This is a genomic window from Pseudomonas sp. P20 (genome assembly GCF_016463925.1).
In the GTDB taxonomy this organism is placed as follows: domain Bacteria; phylum Pseudomonadota; class Gammaproteobacteria; order Pseudomonadales; family Pseudomonadaceae; genus Pseudomonas; species Pseudomonas aeruginosa.
In genome coordinates this window covers 365,922-389,529 of the sequence record NZ_JAEMVM010000010.1, presented here as the reverse complement: position 1 = coordinate 389,529, position 23,608 = coordinate 365,922, and the positions used below count along the sequence as shown (strand labels likewise).

Genomic DNA, 23,608 nt, shown 5'->3' with positions numbered 1-23,608 from the left:
CATGGAGGTGAAGATCTTCGACACCCATGTGCGAACCCGCGACGGCCGCTACCTGCACTTCGATGTCCTGGTCACGGAGGAGCTGGGGGCTCGCGCCGGCGAGTTCGCTCGACGCTGGCTCGCCGGAAGAGGCATAGACGAGGCCGATATCAGCCAGGGGCATTGCAGCTACTGCCATAGCGAGATTGCGACAGCAGAGGTTGCCGAAGCCATTCGGCTCCATGGCCATTACATCCTTCCCCTGGAAGGCTGTTGAGGCCAATGGACAGCTACCGCCCAATCGCCTGCGATCTCCATGACTACCTGGAGATCGCCTGCCTCTACCGCTACCGGTTGCTCCTCGAACTCGAGGACGGTGTTCGCTTCGAAGCCGAGGCGCGCACGACGCATACCCGGGCCGTTCGGCCAGGCGGCGGCAAGGAGGAATACCTTGAGGTGGCCGTCGAAGGAGCGACTCTGCTGCTGCGCCTGGATCGCCTGTTGGCGATTAGCGCCCTCACGGAAGCGGCCTTGTTCGGCCGCATACGCCTGAGGGAAGAGGCCTGTTCCAGAGCATCCGGCATGCCATCTTCACACCTTGGAAACTGAAAAGGTTTTTCTCAATTCCAGGGCTATTTGATTAGCCTGCTATTGAAATAGGCTGAATTTGCCTTGATGCAGATCAACCCTGGAGCAGAAAAATGAGTGTGACAGTGACCGAGCGTGACGATGACCACAAATCCCGCGAGCTGCGTGCGCTTGGCCGCCGCTGCTGGGACGTGCATCAGCAGGGACTGCTGGTTGGCGTCTTCCATAACGAGGATGACGCCCACGCCTATCGGATCAAGCTGGAGAAAGAAGAAGAACTGCGACAGATAGGTAAATCGGCCTGAACCATGCGCCCCCGCGTACTTCGGGGGCGCACCTTTGGTCTCAGGTCCCTGAAAGGCTCCGGTCGAGGCTGACGACTCCCGGCGGCAGGCTATCTTCCTGTACCCGTTGCCGTGGGGCACGCAACATCGCCCGAACCAGAGCCACCAGCACGCCGAGCGCCAGCCCACCCAGGAGGCCCAAGGCCACCACTAGAGCCTTGCGTGGCTTGATCGGCCTCAGAGGCGTTGCAGCTTTCTGGTCGACCCGTACCAGTTCGATCTTAAGGTCACTTGCCCTCAAGGTCTGTAGACGCGCCTGCTCTCCACGCAGCTTGTCGATGTTTTCGAAGAAACGCTCCTCGCCCTTTCGAGCCTGCAGGTATTGCACTTCACGGTTGTTCTCCAACTGTTTCAGCTCTTGCTGGATCGTCGCCACGCGGGGCTCGGTGAAGTCATCGCCCTTGCGTTTGAGCAAGGTATCGCGCTCGGCGGTCAAGGCATCGACGCCCATGAAATACAGGGGAATCTGCTGGTTATTCACCTCGGTGCGGAAAACGCTGCGCGAGCCATCCTGCCCGACCTCTCCCAGTGCGCCCGGGGTCGTCGGCTTGACGATCCCCAGCCGCGTGGCGATCTGGATGGCTTCGTTGAGCTGCTGGATACGCGAGTCGCGCACCATCTTCAGCCGCCCGCGCAACGCCCTGAGTTCATCCTCCAAGCCAGCCCGCCGGATGCTGTCCGCTTCCAGCAACCGGGCGATCTTGCCTTCCTTGCTAGCCTGGTAACTGGCACGCTTGCCTTCGATATCCTGCTCGAGGAATTGCAGGCGACCGTCGATACGTGCCTGGAGGTCGTCCAGGATTCGCTGGCGCTCGTTCTCGATGGTCGACGCGAGCATGCCGTTGAGAATGGCGGCACCATCCATGCCCTGGGGATACTGCATGGACAAGCGGAAGAAAGGCGCCGCCTGGGGGGCCGTCTTCAAGTCCGTCTGCTGCATGCTGAAGGCATCCTGGTTGAACTTCCAGAAAGCCTGCTCGGGGGACAGGCCCTCGGTGTTCAATTGCTGGAATAGCTCTGGATGGGCTTCGAAATACTCCAGCCTGCCGGAGTAGGCTGCCAGCTCGTTGCCGACGCGCTCCAACGCTTCCCGCGGAGTCATGGCGTAAAGACCTTCGATGTTGACAGCCTCCAGGGCCTTGGTCTGTATAGGCCGCAACAGGACATCCACCTGGTAGGTCGGAACGACCAACAGCGCATAGGCGAGCGCAGCGGCGGTCGCCAAGGCTGCGATCAGCGCTATCAGCCATTTCGACGCCCACAATTGCTGGAACAGTTGAACGAGATCGATCTCCGAGGGCGAAGCCCCCGGAAGCTGTGAGGAAGGCATACCAACGTCCTTTTCGATAGGCGGCTAGCCCACAGATGCACGCAAAGGCAACCGTAGGAGATTTCTGAGGAAAAGCATTATGCTATCGAAACGAAATCATCGGTAGTTATTTTAGAACTGCTTCGCATTCCAGAATTGGTAGTTGACCGGCATCCGTACCGGTCAAGCGACACTCCAGATGCGGACCTCACCACATGAGATCGTCGGGCACCACATAGTCCTTGTAGGGATCGTCTTCGTCCGGCTCCTGGCTCTGTACGTTGAGCAGCACCACCCGCCGCGGATCGCGCTCCTGGATCTTCACCGCCGCATCCCGGGGCACGATCTCGTAGCGTCCGTCATAGCTGACGATAGCCAGGCTGCCTCGGCTCAGCTTGTCGCGGATCAGGTCGTTGACCGCGATCCGCTTGACCTTCTTGGCGTCGACGAAATTGTAGTAGTCGTCGCTTTCCAGCTTGGGCAGGCGCGTCCCTTCGATAAGTTGCTTGATCTGCGCGGCCTTGGCCTTCTTCTCGGCTTTTTCCTGCTGCTGGCGGTTCAATTCCTGGTCGCGCGCCAGCTTTTCCGCCTTGGCCTGCTCCGCCGCCTGGCGCTGGGAGTCGTCCTTGTCGACCTGGTTCTTGTGCTCCAGGCGCTGCTGTTTCTGTTTCTGCTTGGTGGCCTGCTTGGCCTGTTTCTCATTGACCAGCCCGGCTTTCAGCAACTGGTCACGCAATGACATGCTCATTCGTCAACGACTCGCTCGCGTGGCACGCCCGGTGGGGTGCGGCATAATCTTCCAGCCGACTGGGGTTCAGCCGGCCCTCGCAGGGGGTATAATCCTCCAGCCTCAGCCGCCTCAACGCAAGTCTCGGCGGCTCGCAAACTGCCACGCATGCCCTGGAGACCCCTCCCTACCGTCCCGAGCACCCGCAGGCACTCCTCCCGGCCCCTGATATCGAAGGCATGGAAAGCAAGGCATGAGCGTTTCTCTCCTGGTAAAAGTCACTCTGGTGGGCCTGTTCGTCGCCAGCGTCCTGTTCGTCCATTTCCGTGGGCGCGCGCGCTTGCCCTTCCTGCGCCAACTGGTCAACCACTCCGCCTGGTTCGCCCCCTACAACTCGCTGATGTACCTGTTCTCCAGCGTTCCCTCGAAGCCCTATCTGGATCGCAGCCGTTTTCCGGAGCTGGACGAACTGAAGAACAATTGGCAAACCATCCGCGAAGAAGCCCTCAACCTGTTCGACGAGGGTTATATCCGGGCTGCCCTGAACAATAACGAAGCCGGCTTCGGCTCGTTCTTCAAGAAAGGCTGGAAGCGCTTCTACCTGACCTGGTACGACGGCCCGCTGCCCTCCGCCCAGCAGCTCTGCCCGAAGACCGTAGAGCTGGTGAGCCGCATCCCCAACGTCAAGGGCGCGATGTTCACCCTGCTTCCCGGCGGCAGCCACCTGAATCCGCACCGCGACCCCTTCGGCGGCTCGCTGCGCTATCACCTCGGCCTGTCCACGCCGAATTCGGACAACTGCCGCATCTACGTCGACGGCCAGCCCTACGCGTGGCGTGATGGCGAAGACGTGATGTTCGACGAAACCTTCGTCCACTGGGTGAAGAACGAGACCGAGCAGACCCGGGTGATTCTCTTCTGCGATATCGAGCGGCCGCTCCGCTCCCGCCTGCTGACCCGCCTCAATCGCTGGATCAGCGGCATTCTCGGGCGTGCGACCGCACCGCAGAACGTCGAAGGCGAACGCGTCGGCAGCATCAACCAGGCCTACTCGGTCGCCATTCGCGGCGGCAATGCCATCGGCGCCCAGGTGAAGCGCTTCAAACGCGCCTACCCGAAGGCCTACCGAATCCTCCGCCCGGTGCTGGCGGTGATCCTGCTGGTCATCCTCTATCGTTGGATCTTCGGCTGATTCAGATGCCGTGGCAGCCCGGCTGCCACGGTAATTTTCCCATTAACAGCCGGGCGCGCTCCTCTCCGCTTTCTTAGCCTCGCCCCAGAGGCTGTCCAGTTCCTCCAGCGAACACTCTTCGGCTTTCCGGCCGGCTTCGCGCAGGTTCCGCTCGATGAACCGGAATCGCCGCTCGAACTTGCCGTTGGCCTGGCGCAGAGCAGCCTCCGGATCGACCTTGAGATGCCGGGCCAGGTTGACCACGACGAACAGCAGGTCGCCAACCTCCTCGCCCACGGCACCCTCGTCACCCTCTGCCATCGCCTCGAGGACTTCGTCCAGCTCCTCGCGAACCTTGTCCACCACCGGCAGCGCTTCCGGCCAGTCGAAGCCGACCTGCGCCGCGCGCTTCTGCAGCTTCGCCGCCCGTGACAACGCCGGCAGGGCGACAGGAACGTCATCCAGCAGCGACAACTGCTGCGGCTCCTTGGCCTTGGCGGCACGCTCCTCGGCCTTCAGTTCTTCCCAGCGCTGCTTGACCGCCGCTTCGGCCAGCTTCGCCGCATCGGGCTTGCCATAGAGATCGCCATCGAGGAATACGTGGGGATGTCGACGGATCAGCTTGCGGGTGATGCCGTCCACCACCTCCTCGAAAGCGAAGCGATCCTCTTCGCGAGCCAACTGGCTGTAATAGACCACCTGGAACAGCAGGTCGCCCAGTTCCTCGCGCAATTGCGGGAAATCCCCCTGCTCTATGGCGTCCGCTACTTCGTAGGCTTCTTCCAGGGTGTGCGGGACGATGGTCGCGTAGCTCTGCTGGAGATCCCAGGGGCAGCCGAATTCGGGATCGCGCAGGCGCGCCATGAGGTGGAGCAGGTCGTCGAGTCGGTACATGGGTATCTCGGGTCTTCAGTGAACGGTCCGGGCATTCTGCCCTTTCCGGAAACGAAAAGGCCACGGGCAGCCTGCGAGCGCCCGTGGCCTGTTTCCGCCTCGCCTCAAGGCGTACGGTTGCGCCGCGCCTCGATGATGTTGGGCAGTTGCGAGACGCGCGCCAGCAGGCGTCCAAGAGCGTCCAGACCGGGAATCTCGATGGTCAGTTGCATGGTCGCGGTGTTGTCTTCCTTGTTCGAACGGGTATTCACCGCCAGAACGTTGATCCGCTCGTTGAGCAGCACCTGGGACACGTCGCGCAACAGGCCGGAACGATCATAGGCACGGATCGCGATATCCACCGGATAGGTGCGAACCGGCTCCGGCCCCCAGCTGACCTGGATCATCCGCTCCGGTTCGCGTCCCGCCAGTTGCAGCGCGGTGGCGCAATCCTGGCGGTGGATGGTGACCCCACGGCCCAGCGTGATGTAGCCGACGATGGGATCTCCCGGCAGCGGCTGGCAGCAGCCGGCCATCTGCGTCAGGAGGTTGCCGACACCCTGGATCTGCACGTCGCCGCGCTTGCCGTGGCCGATCTTGCTCGGCTTGCGCGGGATCAGTTCGAGTTGCTCGCTGTCGCGGTCCGGCTCGACCAGTTGCTGGGCATAGTTGACCAGGTGCGCCAAGCGCAGGTCGCCGGCGCCGAGAGCGGCGAACATATCCTCGGCGGTACGCACGTTGGCCTTCTCCGCCAGCCGGTCGAAATCCACCGGCGGCAGCGCCAGGCGCGACAGCTCGCGTTCGATCAGGGCCTTGCCGGCAGCGACGTTCTGGTCCCGCGCCTGCAGCTTGAACCAGTGGACGATCTTCGCCCGCGCCCGGGAGGTGGTGACGTAGCCCAGGTTGCTGTTCAGCCAGTCGCGGCTCGGACCGCTGTGCTTGCCGGTGATGATCTCGACCTGCTCGCCGGTCTGCAGGCTGTAGTTCAGCGGCACGATGCGTCCGTTGATCTTCGCCCCGCGGCAGTTGTGCCCGACTTCAGTGTGGACCCGATAGGCGAAATCCAGCGGGGTCGCGCCCTTGGGCAGGTCGATGGCATGGCCGTCGGGAGTGAAGACGTAGACCCTGTCCGGCTCGATATCGACCCGCAGTTGCTCCGCCAGGCCACCGATGTCGCCCAGTTCCTCGTGCCATTCGAGCACCTGGCGCAGCCAGGAGATCTTTTCCTCGTAATGGTTGGAGCTGGCCTTGACGTCGGTCCCCTTGTAGCGCCAGTGCGCGCAGACTCCGAGCTCCGCCTCTTCGTGCATGGAGTGGGTACGGATCTGTACTTCCAGCACCTTCCCCTCGGGGCCGATCACTGCGGTATGCAGCGAGCGATAGCCGTTTTCCTTGGGGTTGGCGATGTAGTCGTCGAACTCCTTGGGAATGTGCCGCCAGAGGGTATGCACGATGCCCAGCGCGGTGTAGCAGTCGCGCATCTCCGGAACGAGCACGCGCACGGCGCGAACGTCGTAGATCTGGCTGAAGTCCAGGCCCTTGCGCTGCATCTTGCGCCAGATCGAATAGATGTGTTTCGCCCGTCCGCTGAGATCGGCCTGTACGCCGGTGGCCGCGAGAGCTTCCTTCAACTGGCTCATCACGTTGGCGATGTACTGCTCGCGATCCAGCCGGCGCTCGTGCAGCAGCTTGGCGATCTGCTTGTACTGGTCGGGCTCGAGGTAACGGAAGGACAGGTCCTCCAGCTCCCACTTGATATGCCCGATGCCCAGGCGGTGGGCCAGCGGCGCGTAGATATCGAAGACTTCCCGGGCGACGCGGTGGCGCTTTTCCTCGTCGGCGTTCTTCACCGCGCGAATGGCGCAGGTGCGCTCGGCCAGCTTGATCAGGGCGACGCGAACGTCGTCGACCATCGCCACCAGCATCTTGCGCAGGTTCTCCACCTGCGCCTGGGTACCCAGCACCATGGAATGGCGCGGATTGAGGCTGGCGCTGATCGCGGCCATGCGCAGCACGCCCTCGATCAGCTTGGCCACCACCGGCCCGAAATGCTTGTTGACCGCTTCCAGGGTGATCTTGCCTTCCCGCACGCCTCGATAGATGACCGCGGCGACCAGGGACTCCTGATCCAGCTTGAGATCCGCGAGGATCTCGGCGATTTCCAGTCCGGTCTGGAAGCTGGACGTGCCTTCCGCCCAGGAGTTCTGTGCGGCGATCGCTCGCTGCTCGGATTCGCGAGCGAACTCGCAAGCCTCCAGCAAGCCCTGACGATCGAGCCCGGGGACGAGGTTCTGGACGTGGTCCAGCCAGGCCTCGAGGTTGATACTGCCGTCGGTGTTGACCGGCTGGTGCGCTCTCACCTGTACCATCTTGCCTACCCTTTACCACGGTGCGCGTAGCCCACCGATGACTGCGCCAGCCTTCGAACGGGCTGGTCGGATTACGCAGGCATCCTAGCCTGCCTCGAACAAAGCCATGGCCTCGACATGTGCGGTCTGCGGAAACATATCGAGGATTCCGGCGCGCTTCAGACGATAGCCCTGCCTGGCCATTTCGCCAGCATCGCGCGCCAGGGTCGCCGGATTGCAGGATACATAGACTACCCTCCGGGCACCCAGAGAACTCATTTCGCGTACCGCCTCGAACGCGCCGTCGCGCGGCGGATCGAGCAGCACAGCGGTAAAACCTTGCTCCGCCCAGGGCGCTTCGGCAAGCGCTTTGGACAGGTCGGCCTGGAAAAAGTGCGCGTTGCCAAGGCCATTGGCCAGCGCGTTGGCGCCTGCCCGCTCGACCATCGCCGCCACGCCCTCCACCCCGACTACCCGCGCCACCCGGCGCGCCAGCGGCAGGGAGAAATTGCCCAGCCCGCAGAACAGGTCGAGGACCCGCTCGTCGGCGGTCGGCGCCAGCCAGTCAAGGGCCTGGCGGATCATCGACTCGTTCACCGGCGCATTGACCTGGACGAAGTCTCCGGGTCGGTATGCCAGAGTCAGTTGCCAGTCACCCAAGGAGTAGCCCAGTTCGGCGGCCGGCTCCACCGGCAAGGGCTGTTCCGCACCTTGCAGCCAGAGCTGGGCCTGGTGTGCGGAGCAGAAAGCGGCCAGGCGCTGGCGATCCTCGTCGACCAGGGCAGTCGTATGCCGCAACAGCAATGCACTGGCCGTGCCATGGAAGAGCTCCACGTGGCCGATGCTTTCCGGCTTGCGGAAGTCCTGCAGAAGAGCAGGCAGGGCACGGGCAATCGTTTGCAAAGGCGGCACCAGGACCAGGCACTCATCGAAGGCGACGATCTCCTGGCTGGCCGAGGCACGGAAGCCGACATCCAGACGCCGCGCCCTGGCATCCCAGCGCACGGCGATCCGAGCGCGGCGCCGATAGCCGAATTCGGGCCCGACCAGAGGGGCGGCCCATTCTTCCGGCTCGATCCCGGCGAAACGCTGCAACTGCTCCTGCAAGGTACGCTGCTTCAGGGCCAACTGCTCGCCGTGTTCCAGGTGCTGCAGGGTGCAGCCGCCGCAGCGACCCGCTACAGTGCAGGGCTCGCGGCGACGCAGGTCGCTACTGCTGAACAGGCGCTCGCTGCGCGCGTCGACCACCTTGCTTCGTGCGCCCAGCACCCGGGCCTCAAGTTCCTCGCCAGGCAGCCCTCCGCTGACGAACCAGGTCATCCCCGCCTCGTGGGCGATACCTCGGCCGTCATGGGCCAGGCGCTCGATGGTCAGGCGCTGCTTCTTGCCTACCGGTATCGCGGGACCGCGCGCACCACCGCTGGGCTGGAAGCGCAGCCCGCCCTTATTTCTGGCCATGGACATGCTCAGCGCGGGTCATAGACGCCGGAAGACAGGTAGCGGTCGCCGCGGTCGCAGATGATCGCCACCAGCACGGCATTCTCCAGTTCGCGGGACAGGCGCAGCATCGCCGCCACCGCCCCACCGGAGGACACGCCGCAGAAGATGCCTTCCTCGCGGGCCAGCCGGCGCATGATGTCCTCGGCTTCGTCCTGGTGCATGTCGACGACCCGGTCGACGCGACTGGCGTCATAGATCTTCGGCAGGTATTCCTGCGGCCAGCGTCGGATTCCCGGGATGGCCGAGCCCTCCATGGGTTGCAGGCCGACGATCTGCACCGCCGGGTTCTGCTCCTTGAGGTAGCGCGAGACGCCCATGATGGTCCCGGTGGTGCCCATGGAGCTGACGAAATGGGTGATGCTGCCGCCGGTCTGCTGCCAGATTTCCGGGCCGGTGCTGTGGTAATGGGCTTCCGGGTTGTCGCCATTGGCGAACTGGTCGAGGACCTTGCCGCGGCCTTCGCGCTGCAGCTTGTCGGCCAGATCGCGCGCGCCCTCCATGCCCTCTTCCTTGCTGACCAGAATGAGCTCGGCGCCATAGGCGGTCATCGCCGCCTTGCGTTCGGCCGTGGAGTTGTCCGGCATGATCAGGATCATCTTGTAACCCTTGATCGCCGCCGCCATGGCCAGGGCGATGCCGGTGTTGCCGGAAGTAGCCTCGATCAGCGTATCGCCGGGGCGGATGTCGCCGCGCAGTTCGGCACGGGTGATCATCGACAGGGCCGGGCGGTCCTTCACCGATCCCGCCGGGTTGTTGCCTTCGAGCTTCACCAGCAGGGTATTGGAGGTTTCCCCGGGAAGGCGCTGCAGACGCACCAGAGGGGTATTGCCAACGCAGTCGGCGATAGTCGGGTACTGCACGGTCATGGAGGCACTCGTTCGGCACTGACGGTAAAGGCTGAGCATGATACCGGGAAACTGGGGCCGGACCCTAGCACCGCAATATCCGGTCATGCATGCCGATTCAGCCGAAAGACCGCCCGAAACGGCATGCGATGCGATGACCAGAGGCGTCCGAAGAGAAAACCTGGCGTTGGACAGCCGATGCCTGACCAACGCCAAAGAAAGGTCCGACAGGCGTTGCGCCTGCCGGTGAAAGCGCGTTGGCCGCGGCGATCAGAACGAGGTGGTCATCGAAACGTAGTAGGCGCGACCCGGCTCGTTGTAGGTTGCCGCGCCGGCGTCGAAGGAGTTGCCCTGGCGGTACAGGCGCTTGTCGAAGAGGTTGCTTACCCCGCCCCGTACGCTCAGGTTCTCGCTGAAGGTGTAGCCGGCGCTGACGCCCCAGATGCCATAGGTACCCACCTCTTTTCGCGAGACCACCGGCGTGTTGCGGCTGGTGCCATGCTTCGGCGGCTCCTGGCGGCCGTAGATGGTGCTGGTCAGTTGGGTGGAAAGACGCTCGCTGGCCTGCCAGTCCAGGGTCGAGTTCAGGGTGTACTCGGGGATCACCGAAAGCGGGTTGCCGGTGTCCTTGTCCTTGGATTGCAGCATATAGGTCAGGTTGGTGCTCCAGCTCAGGTCCTCGTGCAGGGGGACCAGCAGGTTGCCTTCCAGGCCCTCGACCACTGCTTTCTTCGCGTTGCTCCATTGCAGGATGTTGTTACCGGTCCCGGTCTGTCCCATGACATCCAGCGGCGCGACGATCTTGTTCTTGTAGTCGTTGCGGAAGTAGGTGAGCCCGGCGACCCAGCCATCGCGCCGGAACTCGATGCCCAGTTCCTTGTTTACGCTGGTCTCGGCGTCCAGGTTCTCGTTGCCGACCAGGTAGCAGCCGCCGCTGCTGGTCTGGATCGGGCAACCGTTGCCACGGGTATAGAGCAGGTAGTTCGGGTTGCTCTGGTACAGGTTGGGCGCCTTGAAGGCCCGTGCGATACCGGCCTTGACCGTGAAGTATTCGCCGAGCGTTTGGGAAGCGTTCAGGCTCGGGCTCCAGTTCAGGCCGAAGTCGCTGTGATCGTCCAGGCGCAGCCCGGGGGTGAGCATGGTGCCGGGGCGCAGTTCGATATTGTCTTCCACGTACAGCGCGCGGATCTCCGCCTTGCTTTTCGGGCTTCGCGAGCCGGCCGCGGGGGTCCCCGGCAAGCTATCGCTTCCCACGAAGCCCTGCTTGAGCGAGGACGGGTCGTTGAGGGTTTCCTTGTTCCACTCCGCGCCCACCGTCAGCACCTGCTCGAACAACGCATGCAACGGAAGGTTGAGTTCGCCGCTGAGGCGATAGTTCTCCAGCTTGCTGGTGCTGAACGAACGGTCGGCGCCGATCTGCCCCTCGACGGAACCGGCCAGCCCCTCCTCCAGACGGTTGTTGCGGGTGGAGTCGTACTGGGCGACGAACCTGGAAGTACCGAACGACCAGGTCCCGTTGTGGGTGATGGCGTAGTTCTCGCGATACATGCGGTTGGTCTCCGCACCGTCGTCGGCGAGTCCCTGGGTATTGGCGGTGCCGTTGTTGTTCTGGGTATCGCCGGCATAGATGTTGCCCTGTCGGCTGAAGCCCGCTTCGAAATCGACGACCTGGTCGGGGGTCACCTGCCACGACAGCATCCCGCTGAGATCGCGATTGCGTACCCCTTCGCGTCCGGCCACGGTACGGCTCGGGTTGACGGTATGTCCGAGGTTGATGTCGGTATCGTCCGAATCGGTCTTGTTCGCGCTGCCGTACGCGCGGAAGCTCAAGGCTTCGGTCAGCGGCCCGCTGAGGCTGAAGTTGGCGCGGCGCGTGGCGCCATCCTTGGAGCTTTCCGGAATGTTGGTGAACACCGTCATGGAACCACGCAAACGATCGGTCGGGCGCTTGGTGATGATGTTGACTACCCCGCCCGCCGCGCCGGAACCGTAGCGTGCCGCCGCGGGCCCACGGAGGACCTCGATGCGCTCGACCTCCTCCGGCGGCACCCAGTTGCTGTCGCCGCGGGTGTCGCGTTCGCCGCGCCAGCCGTAGCGCACCGAGTTGCGCGAGCTGACCGGTTTGCCGTCGACCAGGATCAGGGTGTTCTCCGGCCCCATGCCGCGGATGTCGATCTGCCGGTTGTTGCCGCGCTGGCCGCTGGAACTGTTGCCGGTGAGGTTGACCCCGGGCATGGTGCGGATGATCTCGGAGAGATCGTTCACCGGCGGGCGCTTCCTGATGTCCTCGGCGGTGATGATGGATACCCCCGGTGCCTGCTTGAGCTCCTGTTCGGCGGTGCCCAGCACCACCTCGTCACCCAGCTGGACCACCGATTCGGCGCGTTCGTCCAGTTCTTCCAGGCGCTCGTCCTCGGCCAGGGCCTGCCCGCCCAGCAGGCTCGATGAAGCGAAAAGGACGGCAGCGGCGAGATGGCCGCGACGGAATTGGGGGTACATGCGTGACTACTCCTGTCGAGGGAAAACGGGTAGCAGGCGAGCCACGAGGGATACGTTGACGTTTTTTCTGAAGCCTGGGTCGCCGGCGTTGCGCGGGTGACGTCTCGGCACGGGTAGGACAGGGCGCAGACCCGGAACAAGGCCGGCCGAGGAGATCGGCACGAATGATAATCATTCACAAAAGAGAGTAAAGATCATTTACATCTAGACCAAATGTAAAGGTACCTGCGCCTCGCTAGGCAGAAGGCAGCACCAGGCACAGGCGCAGCCCCGGATCGGCGGCTTCCGCCCATAGGCGGCCGCCCTGGAGCACCACGGCGCGACGGGCAATGCTCAGTCCCAGGCCGAAGCCCTTGCCGGTACGTGCCGAAGACAGCCGGGTGAACGGGCGGAAGATGGTCTCCAACTGGTGCTCGGCCACACCCTCGCCCTGGTCTTCCAGGCAAAGCCACCAGCAACTTCCTTCGCGCCGACCATGCAGGCGGATCACGCCGCCTTCCGGCGAATGCCGGATGGCGTTGCGCAGCAGGTTCTCCAGGGCCTGGGCAAGTGCATTGAGGTTGCCACGCACGACACAATCCTCGGGCAGATCGCTGCGGAACCGCTCGGCGGCCCAGCCGCTTTCGAAGCGTGCGTTCTCCACCAGCAGGTCCCATAACGCCGGGATGGAAATGTCCTCCAGCGCCAATACCGGGCGTTCGGTGTCCATCCAGGCCAGCTCCAGGGTGTTGTCCACCAGTTGCTGCATGCCCCGTACCTCCTGCTCCAGGCGCTCGCGCAGGAGCTGCGCGGACAGCGTGCCCTCTGCCGCCACCTGCAGGCGCGCCAGCGGCGTGCGCAGCTCGTGGGAGAGATCGCGGAGCAGTTGGCGCTGCAACACCATGTGCTCGTCGAGTCGCTCGGCCATATGGTCGAACGCCCGCCCCAGATCGCCCAGCTCGTCGCTGCGCCGGCTGATCTCTGCCTGCGTACGCGCCGTCAGGTCGTTGCCGCGCAGGGCATTGGCCTGCGCTCGCAGGCGTCCCAGCGGCACTATCCAGCGCCGATACAGCAACACTCCCAGCAGCAGGGCCAGCCCGGCCGGCACCAGGCCATGGGTGACCAGGCGCTTGGCCGGCGACAAGCCGGGAGGGACGAACTCGGCGGGAAGACGCAGGACCACCCGGCCTTGCTCCGGATGTTCGGGGAAGCGCAGGCTGATGAACGGCCGCGACAACGAGCGGGAGCTCATCGGCCAGTCGACGCCCCGCAGGAAAGTCAGGCGCTCGGCTTCCTCCGTGGTGAGCGGACGACTGCCCAGCGATTGCAGCCGTCCGTCGAGCACGACCACCCAGTCCAGCGCCCGCTGGCGCGGCTCGGCCAGCCAACGGTCGATGCCCTCGCGGCCATCGTCGAGCCAGGCACGTTCGGCTCGCCGCGCATAATCCGCCAAGGCGGAGCGGGCTTCGGCGGACAGGTAGTAACCCTTCAGTTCGGCGCTGCGTCCCCAGGTCCAGGACAGCCATACCGATAGCAGGAAGAACGCCACCAGCACCAGGGCCAGGCGCCAGAACAGCGAATGACGGTTGGGCATCATGGCGCCGGTGTCAGGACGTAACCCTTGCCCCAGACGGTATGCAACTGGTGACCGGCGTAACCGAGGCGTTGCAGCTTGCGCCGCAGGTGACTGACGTGCATGTCCAGGCTGCGATCATGCTGGGTATGACCGCGGTGCAGGACATGCTGGTAAAGGAAGGCCTTGGTCAGGGTCTCGCCTTCCGCGGCGAGGAAGGTTTCCAGCAGGCGGTATTCGGTCGGCGTCAGGCCGGCGAACCGCTCGCCAAGGCTGACATCGCAGACATCGGCAGAGAATTGCAGCGAGGGCCGCGCCAGCGGTTCGGCGCAGCGGCCCGGCGCGCCCCCCCGCTCCAGGGCGATCCGACGCAGGATGGCATCGATGCGTACCCGCAGCTCGGCCAGGCTGAAAGGCTTCGGCAGATAATCGTCGGCGCCCTGGCTGAACCCGGCGATGCGGTCCTGCTCGGCGCCCAGGGCTGACATCAGGATCACCGGCAGCGCCTGCTCCTGGCGGAGTTGGCGAAGAATCTCGAGGCCATCGCGCCCGGGCAGCATGATGTCCATCAGGATCAGGTCATAGCCGCCGCTGCGCGCAGCCGCCAACCCCTCTTCCCCGTCTCGGCACCAGGTCACCTCGAAACCGCTGCCATTGAGGTGCTGGAACAGATGTGCGCCCAGTGTCGGATCGTCCTCGATGGCCAGCAGTCGGGGGTCGGGCGTCAGGGATGGGAACATGGCAGACAAATAAGATTGATTAGCAATCGTGCCAGTATTCACGATCTTTCCGCTTCGTCGCAAGCCGAATCCGCCGGGCTGCGCACATCGGTGCAGATTCCCCTTCCGCGACCCGCTAAACTGCGCGGGGTAAACGTATGGCCGGGGAGCGTCGGCCATCCCGATCTGGCTCGACGGAGAGACGTGTGTTCAAGGATCTCGGCATCAAGGGGCGCGTACTGCTGCTCACCCTGCTCCCCACCAGCCTGCTGGCGATGGTGCTTGGCGGTTACTTCACCTGGGTCCAGCTGTCCGACATGCGCGCCCAGTTGATCGAGCGCGGGCAACTGATCGCCGAACAACTGGCGCCGCTGGCCGCCACCGCGCTGGCGCGAAAGGATACCGCCGTGCTCAACCGCATCGCCAACGAGGCGCTGGACCAACCGGACGTGCGCGCGGTGACCTTCCTCGACGCCCGCCAGGAACGCCTCGCCCATGCCGGGCCAAGCATGCTCACCGTCGCCCCGGCCGGCGACGCCAGCCATCTGAGCATGTCCACCGAACTGGACACCACGCACTTCCTGCTACCGGTTCTTGGCCGCCACCACAGCCTGTCCGGCGCCACCGAGCCTGACGACGAGCGCGTACTCGGCTGGGTCGAACTGGAACTGTCGCACCACGGGACTCTGCTGCGCGGATATCGCAGCCTGTTCACCAGCCTCTTGCTGATCGCCGCCGGCCTCGGCGTCACCGCCCTCCTCGCCCTGCGCATGAGCCGCGCGATCAACGCGCCGCTGGAACTGATCAGCCAGGGCGTCGCCCAGCTCAAGGAAGGCCGCATGGAAACCCGCCTGCCACCGATGGGCAGCAACGAGCTGGACGAACTGGCCTCCGGCATCAACCGCATGGCGGAAACGCTGCAGAGCGCCCAGGAGGAAATGCAGCACAACATCGACCAGGCCACCGAGGACGTACGGCAGAACCTGGAAACCATCGAGATCCAGAACATCGAGCTGGACCTGGCGCGCAAGGAGGCCCTGGAGGCGAGCAGGATCAAGTCCGAGTTCCTCGCCAACATGAGCCACGAGATCCGCACCCCGCTCAACGGCATCCTCGGTTTCACCAACCTGCTGCAGAAGAGCGAGCTCAGCCCGCGCCAGCAGGACTACCTCACGACCATCCAGAAATCGGCGGAAAGCCTGCTGGGGATCATCAACGAGATTCTCGATTTCTCGAAGATCGAGGCCGGCAAGCTGGTTCTGGAAAACCTCCCTTTCAATCTCCGCGACCTGATCCAGGACGCCCTGACCATGCTGGCTCCGGCCGCCCACGAGAAGCAACTGGAACTGGTCAGCCTGGTCTACCGGGATACCCCGATCCAATTGCAGGGCGACCCGCAGCGGCTGAAGCAGATCCTCACCAACCTGGTCGGCAACGCCATCAAGTTCACCCAGGGCGGCACCGTCGCCGTACGCGCCATGCTCGAGGACGAAAGCGACGACCGCGCGCAGCTGCGGATCAGCGTCCAGGACACCGGTATAGGCCTCTCCGAGGAAGACCAGCAAGCCTTGTTCAAGGCCTTCAGCCAGGCCGACAACTCACTGTCGCGGCAAGCCGGTGGCACCGGCCTGGGCCTGGTGATCTCCAAGCGCCTGATCGAGCAGATGGGCGGCGAGATCGGCGTCGACAGTACGCCTGGGGAAGGCGCCGAGTTCTGGATCAGCCTGAGTCTGCCGAAAAGTCGCGACGACAACGAGGAGCCGGGCGCCTCCTGGGCCGCGGGCCAACGCGTGGCGCTGCTCGAACCGCAGGAACTGACGCGCCGCTCGCTGCACCACCAGCTCACCGACTTCGGCCTGGAAGTGAGCGAATTCGCCGACCTCGACAGCCTCCAGGAAAGCCTGCGCAACCCGCCGCCCGGCCAGTTGCCGATCAGCCTGGCGGTGCTCGGCGTCTCGGCCGCGATCCATCCGCCGGAAGAGCTGAGCCAGTCGTTCTGGGAATTCGAACGGCTCGGCTGCAAGACCCTGGTGCTCTGCCCGACCACCGAGCAGGCGCAATACCACGCGACCCTGCCCGACGAACAGGTCGAGGCCAAGCCCGCCTGCACCCGCAAGCTGCAACGCAAGCTGCAGGAGTTGCTTCAAGTCCGCCCGACGCGCAGCGACAAGCCCCACGCCATGGTTTCCGGACGGCCGCCACGGCTGCTATGCGTCGACGACAACCCGGCCAACCTGCTGCTGGTGCAGACCCTGCTCAGCGACCTCGGCGCCCAGGTCACCGCGGTGGACAGCGGCTACGCGGCCCTCGAGGTAGTGCAGCGCGAGCGCTTCGACCTGGTCTTCATGGACGTGCAGATGCCCGGCATGGACGGCCGCCAGGCCACCGAGGCGATCCGCCGCTGGGAGGCCGAGCGGGAAGTCAGCCCGGTGCCGGTGATCGCGCTCACCGCACATGCGCTTTCCAACGAGAAGCGCGCATTGCTGCAGGCCGGCATGGACGACTACCTGACCAAGCCGATCGACGAGCAGCAATTGGCCCAGGTAGTGCTGAAGTGGACCGGACTGAGCCTGGGCCAGTCGCTGGCCAGCATGAGCCGTGCGCCGCAGCTCGGCCAGTTGAGCGTGCTCGACCCCGAGGAAGGGCTGCGCCTGGCCGCCGGCAAGGCCGACCTCGCCGCCGACATGCTGGCGATGCTGCTGGCCTCGCTGGCGGCGGACCGCCAGGCGATTCGCCAGGCCCGCGACAACGACGACCGCACCGCTTTGCTCGAGAGGGTCCACCGGCTGCATGGCGCCACTCGCTACTGTGGCGTGCCGCAGTTGCGCGCGGCCTGCCAGACCAGCGAAACCCTGCTCAAGCAGAACGATCCGGCGGCGGCCGCGGCCCTGGACGAGCTGGACAAGGCCATCGAGGCCCTGGCCGACACTGCCTCGGCCACCACCCACCTGTCCTCCACCAGCCTCGACTCCAGCGAACTCTGACCATGCGCATCCTGTTCTTCAGCAGCCAGGCCTACGACAGCGAGAGCTTCCAGGCCAGCAACCACCGGCACGGCTTCGAACTGCACTTCCAGCAGGCCCACCTGCAGGCGGACACGGCGGTCCTCGCCCAGGGCTTCGAAGTAGTCTGCGCCTTCGTCAACGACGACCTCTCGCGGCCGGTGCTGGAACGCCTGGCGGCCGGCGGCACGCGCCTGGTCGCCCTGCGCTCGGCCGGCTACAACCACGTCGACCTGGCCGCCGCCGAAGCGCTCGGCCTGCCGGTGGTGCACGTCCCGGCCTATTCGCCGCACGCTGTCGCCGAGCACGCGGTCGGCCTGATCCTGACGCTCAACCGGCGCCTGCACCGCGCCTACAACCGGACCCGCGAGGGCGATTTCTCGCTGCATGGGCTGACCGGCTTCGACCTCCACGGCAAACGCGTCGGAGTGATCGGCACCGGACAGATCGGCGAGACCTTCGCCCGCATCATGGCCGGCTTCGGCTGCGAGCTGCTGGCCTACGATCCCTATCCCAATCCGCGCATCCAAGCACTCGGCGGCCGCTACCTGGCGCTCGACGCCCTGCTCGCCGAGTCCGACATCGTCAGCCTGCATTGCCCGCTGACCGCCGACACCCGCCACCTCATCGACGCGCAGCGCCTGGCGACGATGAAACCCGGCGCGATGCTGATCAATACCGGCCGTGGCGCCCTGGTGAACGCCGCGGCGCTGATCGAGGCGCTGAAGAGCGGACAACTGGGCTACCTCGGCCTCGATGTCTATGAAGAGGAAGCGGATATCTTTTTCGAGGATCGCTCCGACCAGCCCCTGCAGGATGACGTGCTGGCACGCCTGCTGAGCTTCCCCAACGTGGTGGTGACTGCCCACCAGGCCTTCCTTACCCGCGAGGCGCTGGCGGCGATCGCCGACACCACCCTGGACAACATCGCCGCCTGGCAGGACGGGACGCCGCGCAATCGGGTCCGGGCCTGATGGCGTGGTAGCATGCGCGGCTGATTGGAGGCTCCATGGCTGAACACGATTTCCGTTACACCCTGCTCAACCCGCAATACACCCTCAACGAATGCCGCGCGCTCTCCCCGGGGCGCTACCAGGTCACCGGCACCGGCGGCTCGATCAAGGCCGACGACGTGCTGCTGGTCAGCCTCAAGGGCAGCAAGACCCTGAGCATGCGCCTGACCGTGGAAAAGGTCCGCCACCTGATCAACCCGCCCGGCCAGTGGCTGGCTGTCGCCCGCGGCCCGGCATTCCGCGAACTGGCGATCCATACCTGGCAGGTCGACTGCGACCAGTGCCAGGCTCGTCTCGACTTCGAGTTCGCCGTGGACGCCAGTCTCGGTCGCAAGGCCCTGGCGCCGGCCGCCGAAGAGCGCATTCACGAACTGGGCTGGCGCAGCCGCGAAGGCAAGCACCTGTGCCCGAAATGCCAGTAGGGCGAACGCTCCGTCCGACCGACGGTCTGTGAACTATCGCCCGTACGAAATGCGCAAAGGAAACGCCATGAAACCCTCTCTCGCCCTCTTCGCCTCCACCGCCCTGGTACTGGGCGGTTGCGCCAGCCAGGAGACCACCCTGGAAACCGAGCAGGCCTACCAGGTCGACTGGGTCGGCGCACAACCGACGATGGACTACAGCCACATCAGCCTGACCTTCGACGGCCAGGGCCGTGCCTTCGGCAACGGCGGCTGCAACCACTGGTTCGCCAGCTACACCTTGCAGGACGACCTCCTTCAGTTCGGCGCCATCGGCAGCACCCGCCGCCTGTGCGCGGCGGAGATCATGGAGCAGGAACGGCGCTTCCTGGCCCTGCTGCAGAGCGTCCAGCACTGGGACATTTCGCCGTCCGACGAGCTGCGCCTGTGGCCGGCCGAAGGCAAGCCGCTGCGCCTGGTCCCCGAGCACGACTGAAGCCTGAAGCGGCGCTACCCGGCGCCGCCCGTTTACATTTTTTTGACATCCATTTCATTCCCGCTTGACCACCACGTCCCTAGGCTTCCGCATCCTCGCCCGGAGACGCTTGATGTTCGCCCCACCCAGCACCGAGACACTCAACCGCTTCTTTCTGTTGTCGTGGCTGGTGGTGCTCTGGCAGGTGCTGCGCCTGCAGGACGGGATCGTCTTCGACGACGCCTGGCTGCCGCTCTGGAGCGTCGCTGCCAGCCTGAGCTACGCCTTCCTTTATATAGTCCCGGTGTACCTCGCCTGCCGACTGCTCCTGCATTTCCATGATCGCCTTCCCGTGCGCCTCAGTCCGTGGCTGGCAGGCGTGCTGGCCATCGTCGGCAGCGCGGCGGTACAGATACTGCTCTACGCCGACCGCACCCTCTACGACCTGTACGGATTCCACCTCAACGGTTTCAGCATCGGCCTGCTGGTCTCGCCCGGCGGCCTCTCCAGCCTCGGCAGCGGCGACGGCACCCTGCTCAGCGCAAGCCTGGCGGCCCTGGCCCTGCTCTGTCTGCAGGTGCTGCTGTACAGCGCCTGCCAGGTCAGCCGCGAACGCCTTCCCGCGCTCCCTCGGCGCGCCTGGCGCTACCTGTTGGCGGCCTTCCTCTGCCTGGCCCTGGGCGAACGCCTGGCCTATGCGTTCAGCTCCCTGCGCGACTACCGGCCGATCCTGCTGGCCAGCGAACGCTATCCGCTTTACCTGCCATTGACCGTCCGCAGCCTGGCGCGAAGCCTGGGCATCCAGCCGACGCCCACCCAGCGCGAGCTGCTCCAGCAGCAGAGCGACCTGCACTATCCGCTCCGGCCGCTGGAGATCAGCGCCCCGGCGCACCCATTGAACATCGTCTGGATCGTCGCCGAGTCGCTCCGCGGGGACATGCTCGATCCGCGCTACATGCCCAGGCTGTGGGACTTCTCCAACCGGGCGATCCGCCTGGACAACCACTACAGCAGCGGCAACCTGACCCAGATGGGCGTCTTCGGCATGTTCTACGGGCTGCACGGCGGCTACTGGGACGCCGTGCTGAAGGCCGGCCAGCCGCCGGTGCTCATGGAGGTACTCAGGCAGCAGAACTACCAGTTCCGGATCAATGCCGCGCAACGTTTCAGCTATCCGCCCTTCGACCGCAGCGTGTTCGTCAACCTGCGCCCCCAGGACCTGCACGTGCTGGATAGCCCGGAGCCTGCCTGGCAGCGCGACGCCCGGAACACCGACGACCTGCTGCGCTTCGTCGATCGCCGACTACCCGACCGGCCGTTCTTCGCCTGCCTGTTCCTCGAGTCGAGCCACGCCAACTACAGCTTCCGCGACGAGACCGCGAAAATCCGCCCCTATCTGGTCAACTTCAACTACCTGACCACCGATTTCCAGGCGCAGATGCCGCTGATCAAGAACCGCTACCTGAATGCCGTGCGCGAAGTCGATACACAGATCGGCCGCCTGCTGCAGCACCTGGAAAACCAGCACCTGCTGGAAAACACCGCGGTAGTGGTGCTCGGCGACCATGGGGAAGAGTTCATGGAACGCTCGCGCTGGGGCCACAATACCGAGTTCAATCGCTACCAGACCGGCACCGTCGCCGTGCTGAGCATTCCCGGACAGGCGCCCCGTGCCGTCCGCGGCATCACCAGCCACATCGACCTGCCCGCAACGCTCCTGCCGCTGCTGGGCGTACGCAATCCGCCCCGCGACTACTCGCTGGGACAGGACCTGCTCGCAGCGGACTACCATCGCGACTATGCGGTGAGCGCCGATACCACGCGCATCGCCTACCTGGGCGAAGGCTTCAAGGTGAGCTTCCCACTGCGTGGCGCGGACCGTCACCACGGTCCGGTGAGCGATGGCGACGACCGCCCGCTCGACGTGGAACAACAGGAAGCCATACGCGGCCCACTCCGTGCAGCACGCCTGGAACTGCTGCAGGATCTCGGCCGCTTCAGCGCCTTGCCGGTAGGGGAAGAGCCGTCGCCGCGGAACCTCGCGACTTCGTTGAGGCCATGAGGAGCATCAGAACAACCTGAGTTGTTCGTGGGCGCCCTGCAGGTCGAGCAGGCGCACGCCGACGCCGATCAGGCGCACCGGACGATTGCCACGGGCAAAGGCCTGGCCGAGCAATTGCCGGTAGCTCTCCAGGTCGCGCCCGGCGCCGGACTGTTCCACCGTGGTCTGGGTGAAATCGTGAAACTTCAGTTTCACGAACGGCTTGTCCGGCCGATAACTGCCATCCAGGCGTTGCAGGCGTCCGTCCAGCTCCCCGAGCAGGGTCGGCAGTTCCTCCAGGCAAGCCGCCAGGTCCGGCAGGTCGCGATCGAAGGTACATTCGACGCTCACCGACTGGCGCCGGCTGTCGACTTCCACCGGTCGCTCGTCGATACCATGGGCCAGTCCCCACAGGCGTTCGCCGAAGCTGCCGAACTCGCGCACCAGGCTCAGCTTGCTGCCCTGGCGCAGGTCGGCGCAGGTGCGGATGCCCATCCGCGCCAGGCGCTCCGCCGTGACCTTGCCGACGCCATGCAACTTGGCCACCGGCAACTCGGCGACGAACCCGTCGACCTGCTCCGGGGTAATCACGAACAGCCCGTCCGGCTTGCGCCAGTCGCTGGCGATCTTGGCCAGGAACTTGTTCGGCGCGACGCCCGCCGAAACGGTGATGTGCAGCTCCTCGGCCACCCGGCGGCGGATGTCCTGGGCGATCCGCGTGGCGCTACCGGCGAAATGCGGCGAAGCGCTGACGTCCAGGTAGGCCTCGTCCAGCGAAAGCGGCTCGATCAGATCGGTATAATCGCGGAAGATCGCATGGATCTGCTTCGACACCGCCCGGTAGACATCGAAACGCGGGCGCACCACCAGCAGATCGGGACACAGCTTGAGCGCCGTGCGCATGGCCATCGCCGAGCGCACGCCATAGGCTCGCGCCTCGTAGCTGCAAGTGGCGACCACTCCGCGCTTGTCCGGCGAACCGCCAACCGCCAGCGCCTTGCCGCGCAGGCTGGGGTCGTCGCGCATCTCGAGGGCGGCGTAGAAACAGTCGCAGTCTATATGGATGATTTTCCGCACCGGAATCTCGCTACAAGCCCCGCCGGGCCTGCCCCGGAGCGCTGAATTCTAACATTGGGCAAGCGCTAAGCATTTGAAGAAAAAACACTTTTTTCGAAAAATCGATTGACAGCCCGACGAGAGTCCGTAGAATGCGCCCACACAGACGCGGGATGGAGCAGTCTGGTAGCTCGTCGGGCTCATAACCCGAAGGTCGTTGGTTCAAATCCAGCTCCCGCAACCACATTCGAAAAGCCCCGGCACTAGCGATAGCGCCGGGGCTTTTTGCATTCCGCCCCTCCTGCTCCACTGCATCGCCTCGCCCTCCGTTCGCTCGCATCATCGCACATTTAACTGTATATTCGTACAGCCAGCTCAGCCTTCGATGAATGCTCGGTAACGGATACGGAAAGGACAGACAGATGCTGAACGTCGAACAATTGAAGCGCAGCGTGAACCGGATGGAACTCGACGACATCCGCCAGGCAGTGGACGAACTGCAGATGGACGGCCTGGTCACCGACGGCAAGACGCCGTTCACCCGCGTGCACTTCAACACCTGCTTCGCCGAGATCGAGGCGCTGTTCCAGCGCGCCGGCTTCCACCGGCCGCTCGATGTGGTCGGCTACCAGGGCGAGATCTATGCGTTGTACGACCCCTCTCGCTGGGAGGCCGTGGAAGTGCTGCGCTGGTTGAAGGAATACCGCGAGGAATCGCGTCACCTGACTCCGGCGTGAGCGCAACGCCTGCGTCAGCGCAACTCGTGTGCCAGGCGCGCGCAGGCCATCCCCACGACCAGCATCACCAGCGGACCGAAGGCCCGCATGGAGATCCGCGCAAGGCTCCAGGACTCTTTCGCAGCGAACAGGCTGGCCGGATTCACCGAATAGACCAGCAGGGAACCGCAGAACAGCCCCAGGCCCAGCAGGCCCAGGCGGCGCAACCAACCGTCGTGGCGGAGCAACACCACCAGCAGGGCGCCGTACAACAGGCAATCGACCCGCGCCACCGAGTCCTTGACCTGCAACGACTGTTCCCAATCCCCCAGCCACCATCCAGCGGCCACGCCCAGCACGACTCCGGCGCCGACATGAATGCCCGCCTGGATCATCGTCACCCTTCCCCCCTCGGAAATGGTCGGACAGTGCAAGCCGCCACTATGCCCA

Annotated in this window: 21 protein-coding genes and 1 tRNA gene; 11 read left to right on the top strand and 11 right to left on the bottom strand. The window is 64.8% G+C overall.

Annotation, left to right across the window (positions count from 1 at the left end):
* Position 1 precedes the first annotated feature (1 nt).
* The 3 genes from JHD77_RS16280 to JHD77_RS16270 all read left to right on the top strand — a co-directional run bounded on the left by JHD77_RS16280 (position 2) and on the right by JHD77_RS16270 (position 872).
* Positions 2–256, top strand: a complete 255-nt coding sequence (locus JHD77_RS16280) for a DUF2024 family protein (RefSeq protein WP_003086057.1) — start codon at positions 2–4, stop codon at positions 254–256.
* A gap of 5 nt (positions 257–261) precedes the next feature.
* Entirely contained in the window at positions 262–588 is a 327-nt protein-coding gene (locus JHD77_RS16275) for a Rho-binding antiterminator (RefSeq protein WP_003102410.1), read from the top strand.
* Positions 589–680: 92 nt separating this feature from the next.
* The gene (locus tag JHD77_RS16270; protein WP_003454532.1) at positions 681–872 is read left to right on the top strand and encodes a hypothetical protein; all 192 of its coding nucleotides are present in this window, start codon (positions 681–683) and stop codon (positions 870–872) included.
* Between the two features lie 40 nt (positions 873–912).
* On the opposite strand, the gene JHD77_RS16265 is transcribed toward JHD77_RS16270, so the two are convergent.
* Together JHD77_RS16265 and JHD77_RS16260 are read right to left on the bottom strand one after the other, a co-directional pair.
* Positions 913–2,241 carry a Wzz/FepE/Etk N-terminal domain-containing protein gene (locus tag JHD77_RS16265; protein WP_023088492.1) on the bottom strand — a complete coding sequence of 443 codons (1,329 nt, stop codon included), beginning with the start codon at positions 2,239–2,241 and terminating at the stop codon, positions 913–915.
* 187 nt (positions 2,242–2,428) lie between these two features.
* A complete protein-coding gene (locus tag JHD77_RS16260; protein ID WP_003086049.1) occupies positions 2,429–2,968 on the bottom strand; it encodes a DUF2058 domain-containing protein in 540 nt (179 codons plus the stop codon).
* Between the two features lie 232 nt (positions 2,969–3,200).
* Here JHD77_RS16260 and lpxO2 point away from each other — a divergent pair, with 232 nt between their 5' ends.
* Complete coding sequence (lpxO2, locus tag JHD77_RS16255) at positions 3,201–4,139, top strand: lipid A hydroxylase LpxO2 (RefSeq protein ID WP_003086047.1); 939 nt, start codon at positions 3,201–3,203, stop codon at positions 4,137–4,139.
* A 42-nt stretch (positions 4,140–4,181) separates the two neighbouring features.
* On the opposite strand, the gene mazG is transcribed toward lpxO2, so the two are convergent.
* From mazG to pirR, 7 genes are all read right to left on the bottom strand, one after another.
* Positions 4,182–5,012: a nucleoside triphosphate pyrophosphohydrolase gene (gene mazG, locus JHD77_RS16250; RefSeq protein ID WP_191519290.1), complete on the bottom strand. Its 831-nt coding sequence runs from the start codon at positions 5,010–5,012 to the stop codon at positions 4,182–4,184.
* A 104-nt stretch (positions 5,013–5,116) separates the two neighbouring features.
* A complete protein-coding gene (gene relA / locus JHD77_RS16245; RefSeq protein ID WP_003086042.1) occupies positions 5,117–7,360 on the bottom strand; it encodes a GTP diphosphokinase in 2,244 nt (747 codons plus the stop codon).
* Between the two features lie 84 nt (positions 7,361–7,444).
* Positions 7,445–8,797 carry a 23S rRNA (uracil(1939)-C(5))-methyltransferase RlmD gene (rlmD, locus tag JHD77_RS16240; RefSeq protein WP_003102417.1) on the bottom strand — a complete coding sequence of 451 codons (1,353 nt, stop codon included), beginning with the start codon at positions 8,795–8,797 and terminating at the stop codon, positions 7,445–7,447.
* An 8-nt stretch (positions 8,798–8,805) separates the two neighbouring features.
* Positions 8,806–9,705, bottom strand: coding sequence for a cysteine synthase B (cysM, locus tag JHD77_RS16235; RefSeq protein WP_003102419.1), 900 nt, complete (start codon positions 9,703–9,705; stop codon positions 8,806–8,808).
* A gap of 249 nt (positions 9,706–9,954) precedes the next feature.
* Positions 9,955–12,183 carry a TonB-dependent siderophore receptor PirA gene (gene pirA, locus JHD77_RS16230; protein WP_003117107.1) on the bottom strand — a complete coding sequence of 743 codons (2,229 nt, stop codon included), beginning with the start codon at positions 12,181–12,183 and terminating at the stop codon, positions 9,955–9,957.
* A 235-nt stretch (positions 12,184–12,418) separates the two neighbouring features.
* Positions 12,419–13,756: a sensor histidine kinase PirS gene (gene pirS / locus JHD77_RS16225; protein WP_073658460.1), complete on the bottom strand. Its 1,338-nt coding sequence runs from the start codon at positions 13,754–13,756 to the stop codon at positions 12,419–12,421.
* Positions 13,756–14,475: a response regulator transcription factor PirR gene (pirR, locus tag JHD77_RS16220; RefSeq protein WP_003102425.1), complete on the bottom strand. Its 720-nt coding sequence runs from the start codon at positions 14,473–14,475 to the stop codon at positions 13,756–13,758. Before pirR ends, pirS begins: the two co-directional genes overlap by 1 nt.
* A gap of 185 nt (positions 14,476–14,660) precedes the next feature.
* Here pirR and gacS point away from each other — a divergent pair, with 185 nt between their 5' ends.
* The 5 genes from gacS to JHD77_RS16195 all read left to right on the top strand — a co-directional run bounded on the left by gacS (position 14,661) and on the right by JHD77_RS16195 (position 21,407).
* Positions 14,661–17,438 (top strand): two-component system sensor histidine kinase GacS, encoded by a 2,778-nt coding sequence (gacS, locus tag JHD77_RS16215; RefSeq protein WP_003102426.1) that lies wholly within the window; start codon positions 14,661–14,663, stop codon positions 17,436–17,438.
* Positions 17,439–17,440: 2 nt separating this feature from the next.
* The gene (locus JHD77_RS16210) at positions 17,441–18,430 is read left to right on the top strand and encodes a 2-hydroxyacid dehydrogenase (RefSeq protein ID WP_003112591.1); all 990 of its coding nucleotides are present in this window, start codon (positions 17,441–17,443) and stop codon (positions 18,428–18,430) included.
* Positions 18,431–18,465: 35 nt separating this feature from the next.
* The gene (locus JHD77_RS16205) at positions 18,466–18,891 is read left to right on the top strand and encodes a hypothetical protein (protein WP_003112592.1); all 426 of its coding nucleotides are present in this window, start codon (positions 18,466–18,468) and stop codon (positions 18,889–18,891) included.
* 67 nt (positions 18,892–18,958) lie between these two features.
* Complete coding sequence (locus JHD77_RS16200; protein ID WP_003086021.1) at positions 18,959–19,366, top strand: META domain-containing protein; 408 nt, start codon at positions 18,959–18,961, stop codon at positions 19,364–19,366.
* Positions 19,367–19,478: 112 nt separating this feature from the next.
* A complete protein-coding gene (locus JHD77_RS16195) occupies positions 19,479–21,407 on the top strand; it encodes a sulfatase-like hydrolase/transferase (RefSeq protein ID WP_003109931.1) in 1,929 nt (642 codons plus the stop codon).
* Between the two features lie 6 nt (positions 21,408–21,413).
* On the opposite strand, the gene dinB is transcribed toward JHD77_RS16195, so the two are convergent.
* Positions 21,414–22,463, bottom strand: a complete 1,050-nt coding sequence (dinB, locus tag JHD77_RS16190; protein WP_003109930.1) for a DNA polymerase IV — start codon at positions 22,461–22,463, stop codon at positions 21,414–21,416.
* 146 nt (positions 22,464–22,609) lie between these two features.
* Here dinB and JHD77_RS16185 point away from each other — a divergent pair.
* Both JHD77_RS16185 and JHD77_RS16180 read left to right on the top strand, forming a co-directional pair.
* Positions 22,610–22,686, top strand: a tRNA-Met gene (locus JHD77_RS16185).
* 178 nt (positions 22,687–22,864) lie between these two features.
* On the top strand, positions 22,865–23,179 hold the full coding sequence (locus JHD77_RS16180) for a hypothetical protein (protein ID WP_003086015.1): 315 nt from the start codon (positions 22,865–22,867) through the stop codon (positions 23,177–23,179).
* A 14-nt stretch (positions 23,180–23,193) separates the two neighbouring features.
* On the opposite strand, the gene JHD77_RS16175 is transcribed toward JHD77_RS16180, so the two are convergent.
* Positions 23,194–23,553, bottom strand: a complete 360-nt coding sequence (locus JHD77_RS16175; protein ID WP_003104747.1) for a hypothetical protein — start codon at positions 23,551–23,553, stop codon at positions 23,194–23,196.
* Positions 23,554–23,608 lie beyond the last annotated feature (55 nt).

What these genes read in the sequence shown, in the direction of transcription:
- relA (WP_003086042.1), bottom strand. Translation starts at nt 7,360, where the DNA reads ATGGTACAGGTGAGAGCGCACCAGCCGGTCAACACCGACGGCAGTATC.
- JHD77_RS16260 (WP_003086049.1), bottom strand. Translation starts at nt 2,968, where the DNA reads ATGAGCATGTCATTGCGTGACCAGTTGCTGAAAGCCGGGCTGGTCAAT.
- JHD77_RS16280 (WP_003086057.1), top strand. Translation starts at nt 2, where the DNA reads ATGGAGGTGAAGATCTTCGACACCCATGTGCGAACCCGCGACGGCCGC.
- JHD77_RS16265 (WP_023088492.1), bottom strand. Translation starts at nt 2,241, where the DNA reads ATGCCTTCCTCACAGCTTCCGGGGGCTTCGCCCTCGGAGATCGATCTC.
- JHD77_RS16210 (WP_003112591.1), top strand. Translation starts at nt 17,441, where the DNA reads ATGCGCATCCTGTTCTTCAGCAGCCAGGCCTACGACAGCGAGAGCTTC.
- cysM (WP_003102419.1), bottom strand. Translation starts at nt 9,705, where the DNA reads ATGACCGTGCAGTACCCGACTATCGCCGACTGCGTTGGCAATACCCCT.
- rlmD (WP_003102417.1), bottom strand. Translation starts at nt 8,797, where the DNA reads ATGGCCAGAAATAAGGGCGGGCTGCGCTTCCAGCCCAGCGGTGGTGCG.
- pirR (WP_003102425.1), bottom strand. Translation starts at nt 14,475, where the DNA reads ATGTTCCCATCCCTGACGCCCGACCCCCGACTGCTGGCCATCGAGGAC.
- JHD77_RS16180 (WP_003086015.1), top strand. Translation starts at nt 22,865, where the DNA reads ATGCTGAACGTCGAACAATTGAAGCGCAGCGTGAACCGGATGGAACTC.
- pirS (WP_073658460.1), bottom strand. Translation starts at nt 13,756, where the DNA reads ATGCCCAACCGTCATTCGCTGTTCTGGCGCCTGGCCCTGGTGCTGGTG.
- JHD77_RS16205 (WP_003112592.1), top strand. Translation starts at nt 18,466, where the DNA reads ATGGCTGAACACGATTTCCGTTACACCCTGCTCAACCCGCAATACACC.
- lpxO2 (WP_003086047.1), top strand. Translation starts at nt 3,201, where the DNA reads ATGAGCGTTTCTCTCCTGGTAAAAGTCACTCTGGTGGGCCTGTTCGTC.
- JHD77_RS16195 (WP_003109931.1), top strand. Translation starts at nt 19,479, where the DNA reads ATGTTCGCCCCACCCAGCACCGAGACACTCAACCGCTTCTTTCTGTTG.
- pirA (WP_003117107.1), bottom strand. Translation starts at nt 12,183, where the DNA reads ATGTACCCCCAATTCCGTCGCGGCCATCTCGCCGCTGCCGTCCTTTTC.
- mazG (WP_191519290.1), bottom strand. Translation starts at nt 5,012, where the DNA reads ATGTACCGACTCGACGACCTGCTCCACCTCATGGCGCGCCTGCGCGAT.
- JHD77_RS16175 (WP_003104747.1), bottom strand. Translation starts at nt 23,553, where the DNA reads ATGATCCAGGCGGGCATTCATGTCGGCGCCGGAGTCGTGCTGGGCGTG.
- JHD77_RS16200 (WP_003086021.1), top strand. Translation starts at nt 18,959, where the DNA reads ATGAAACCCTCTCTCGCCCTCTTCGCCTCCACCGCCCTGGTACTGGGC.
- JHD77_RS16270 (WP_003454532.1), top strand. Translation starts at nt 681, where the DNA reads ATGAGTGTGACAGTGACCGAGCGTGACGATGACCACAAATCCCGCGAG.
- JHD77_RS16275 (WP_003102410.1), top strand. Translation starts at nt 262, where the DNA reads ATGGACAGCTACCGCCCAATCGCCTGCGATCTCCATGACTACCTGGAG.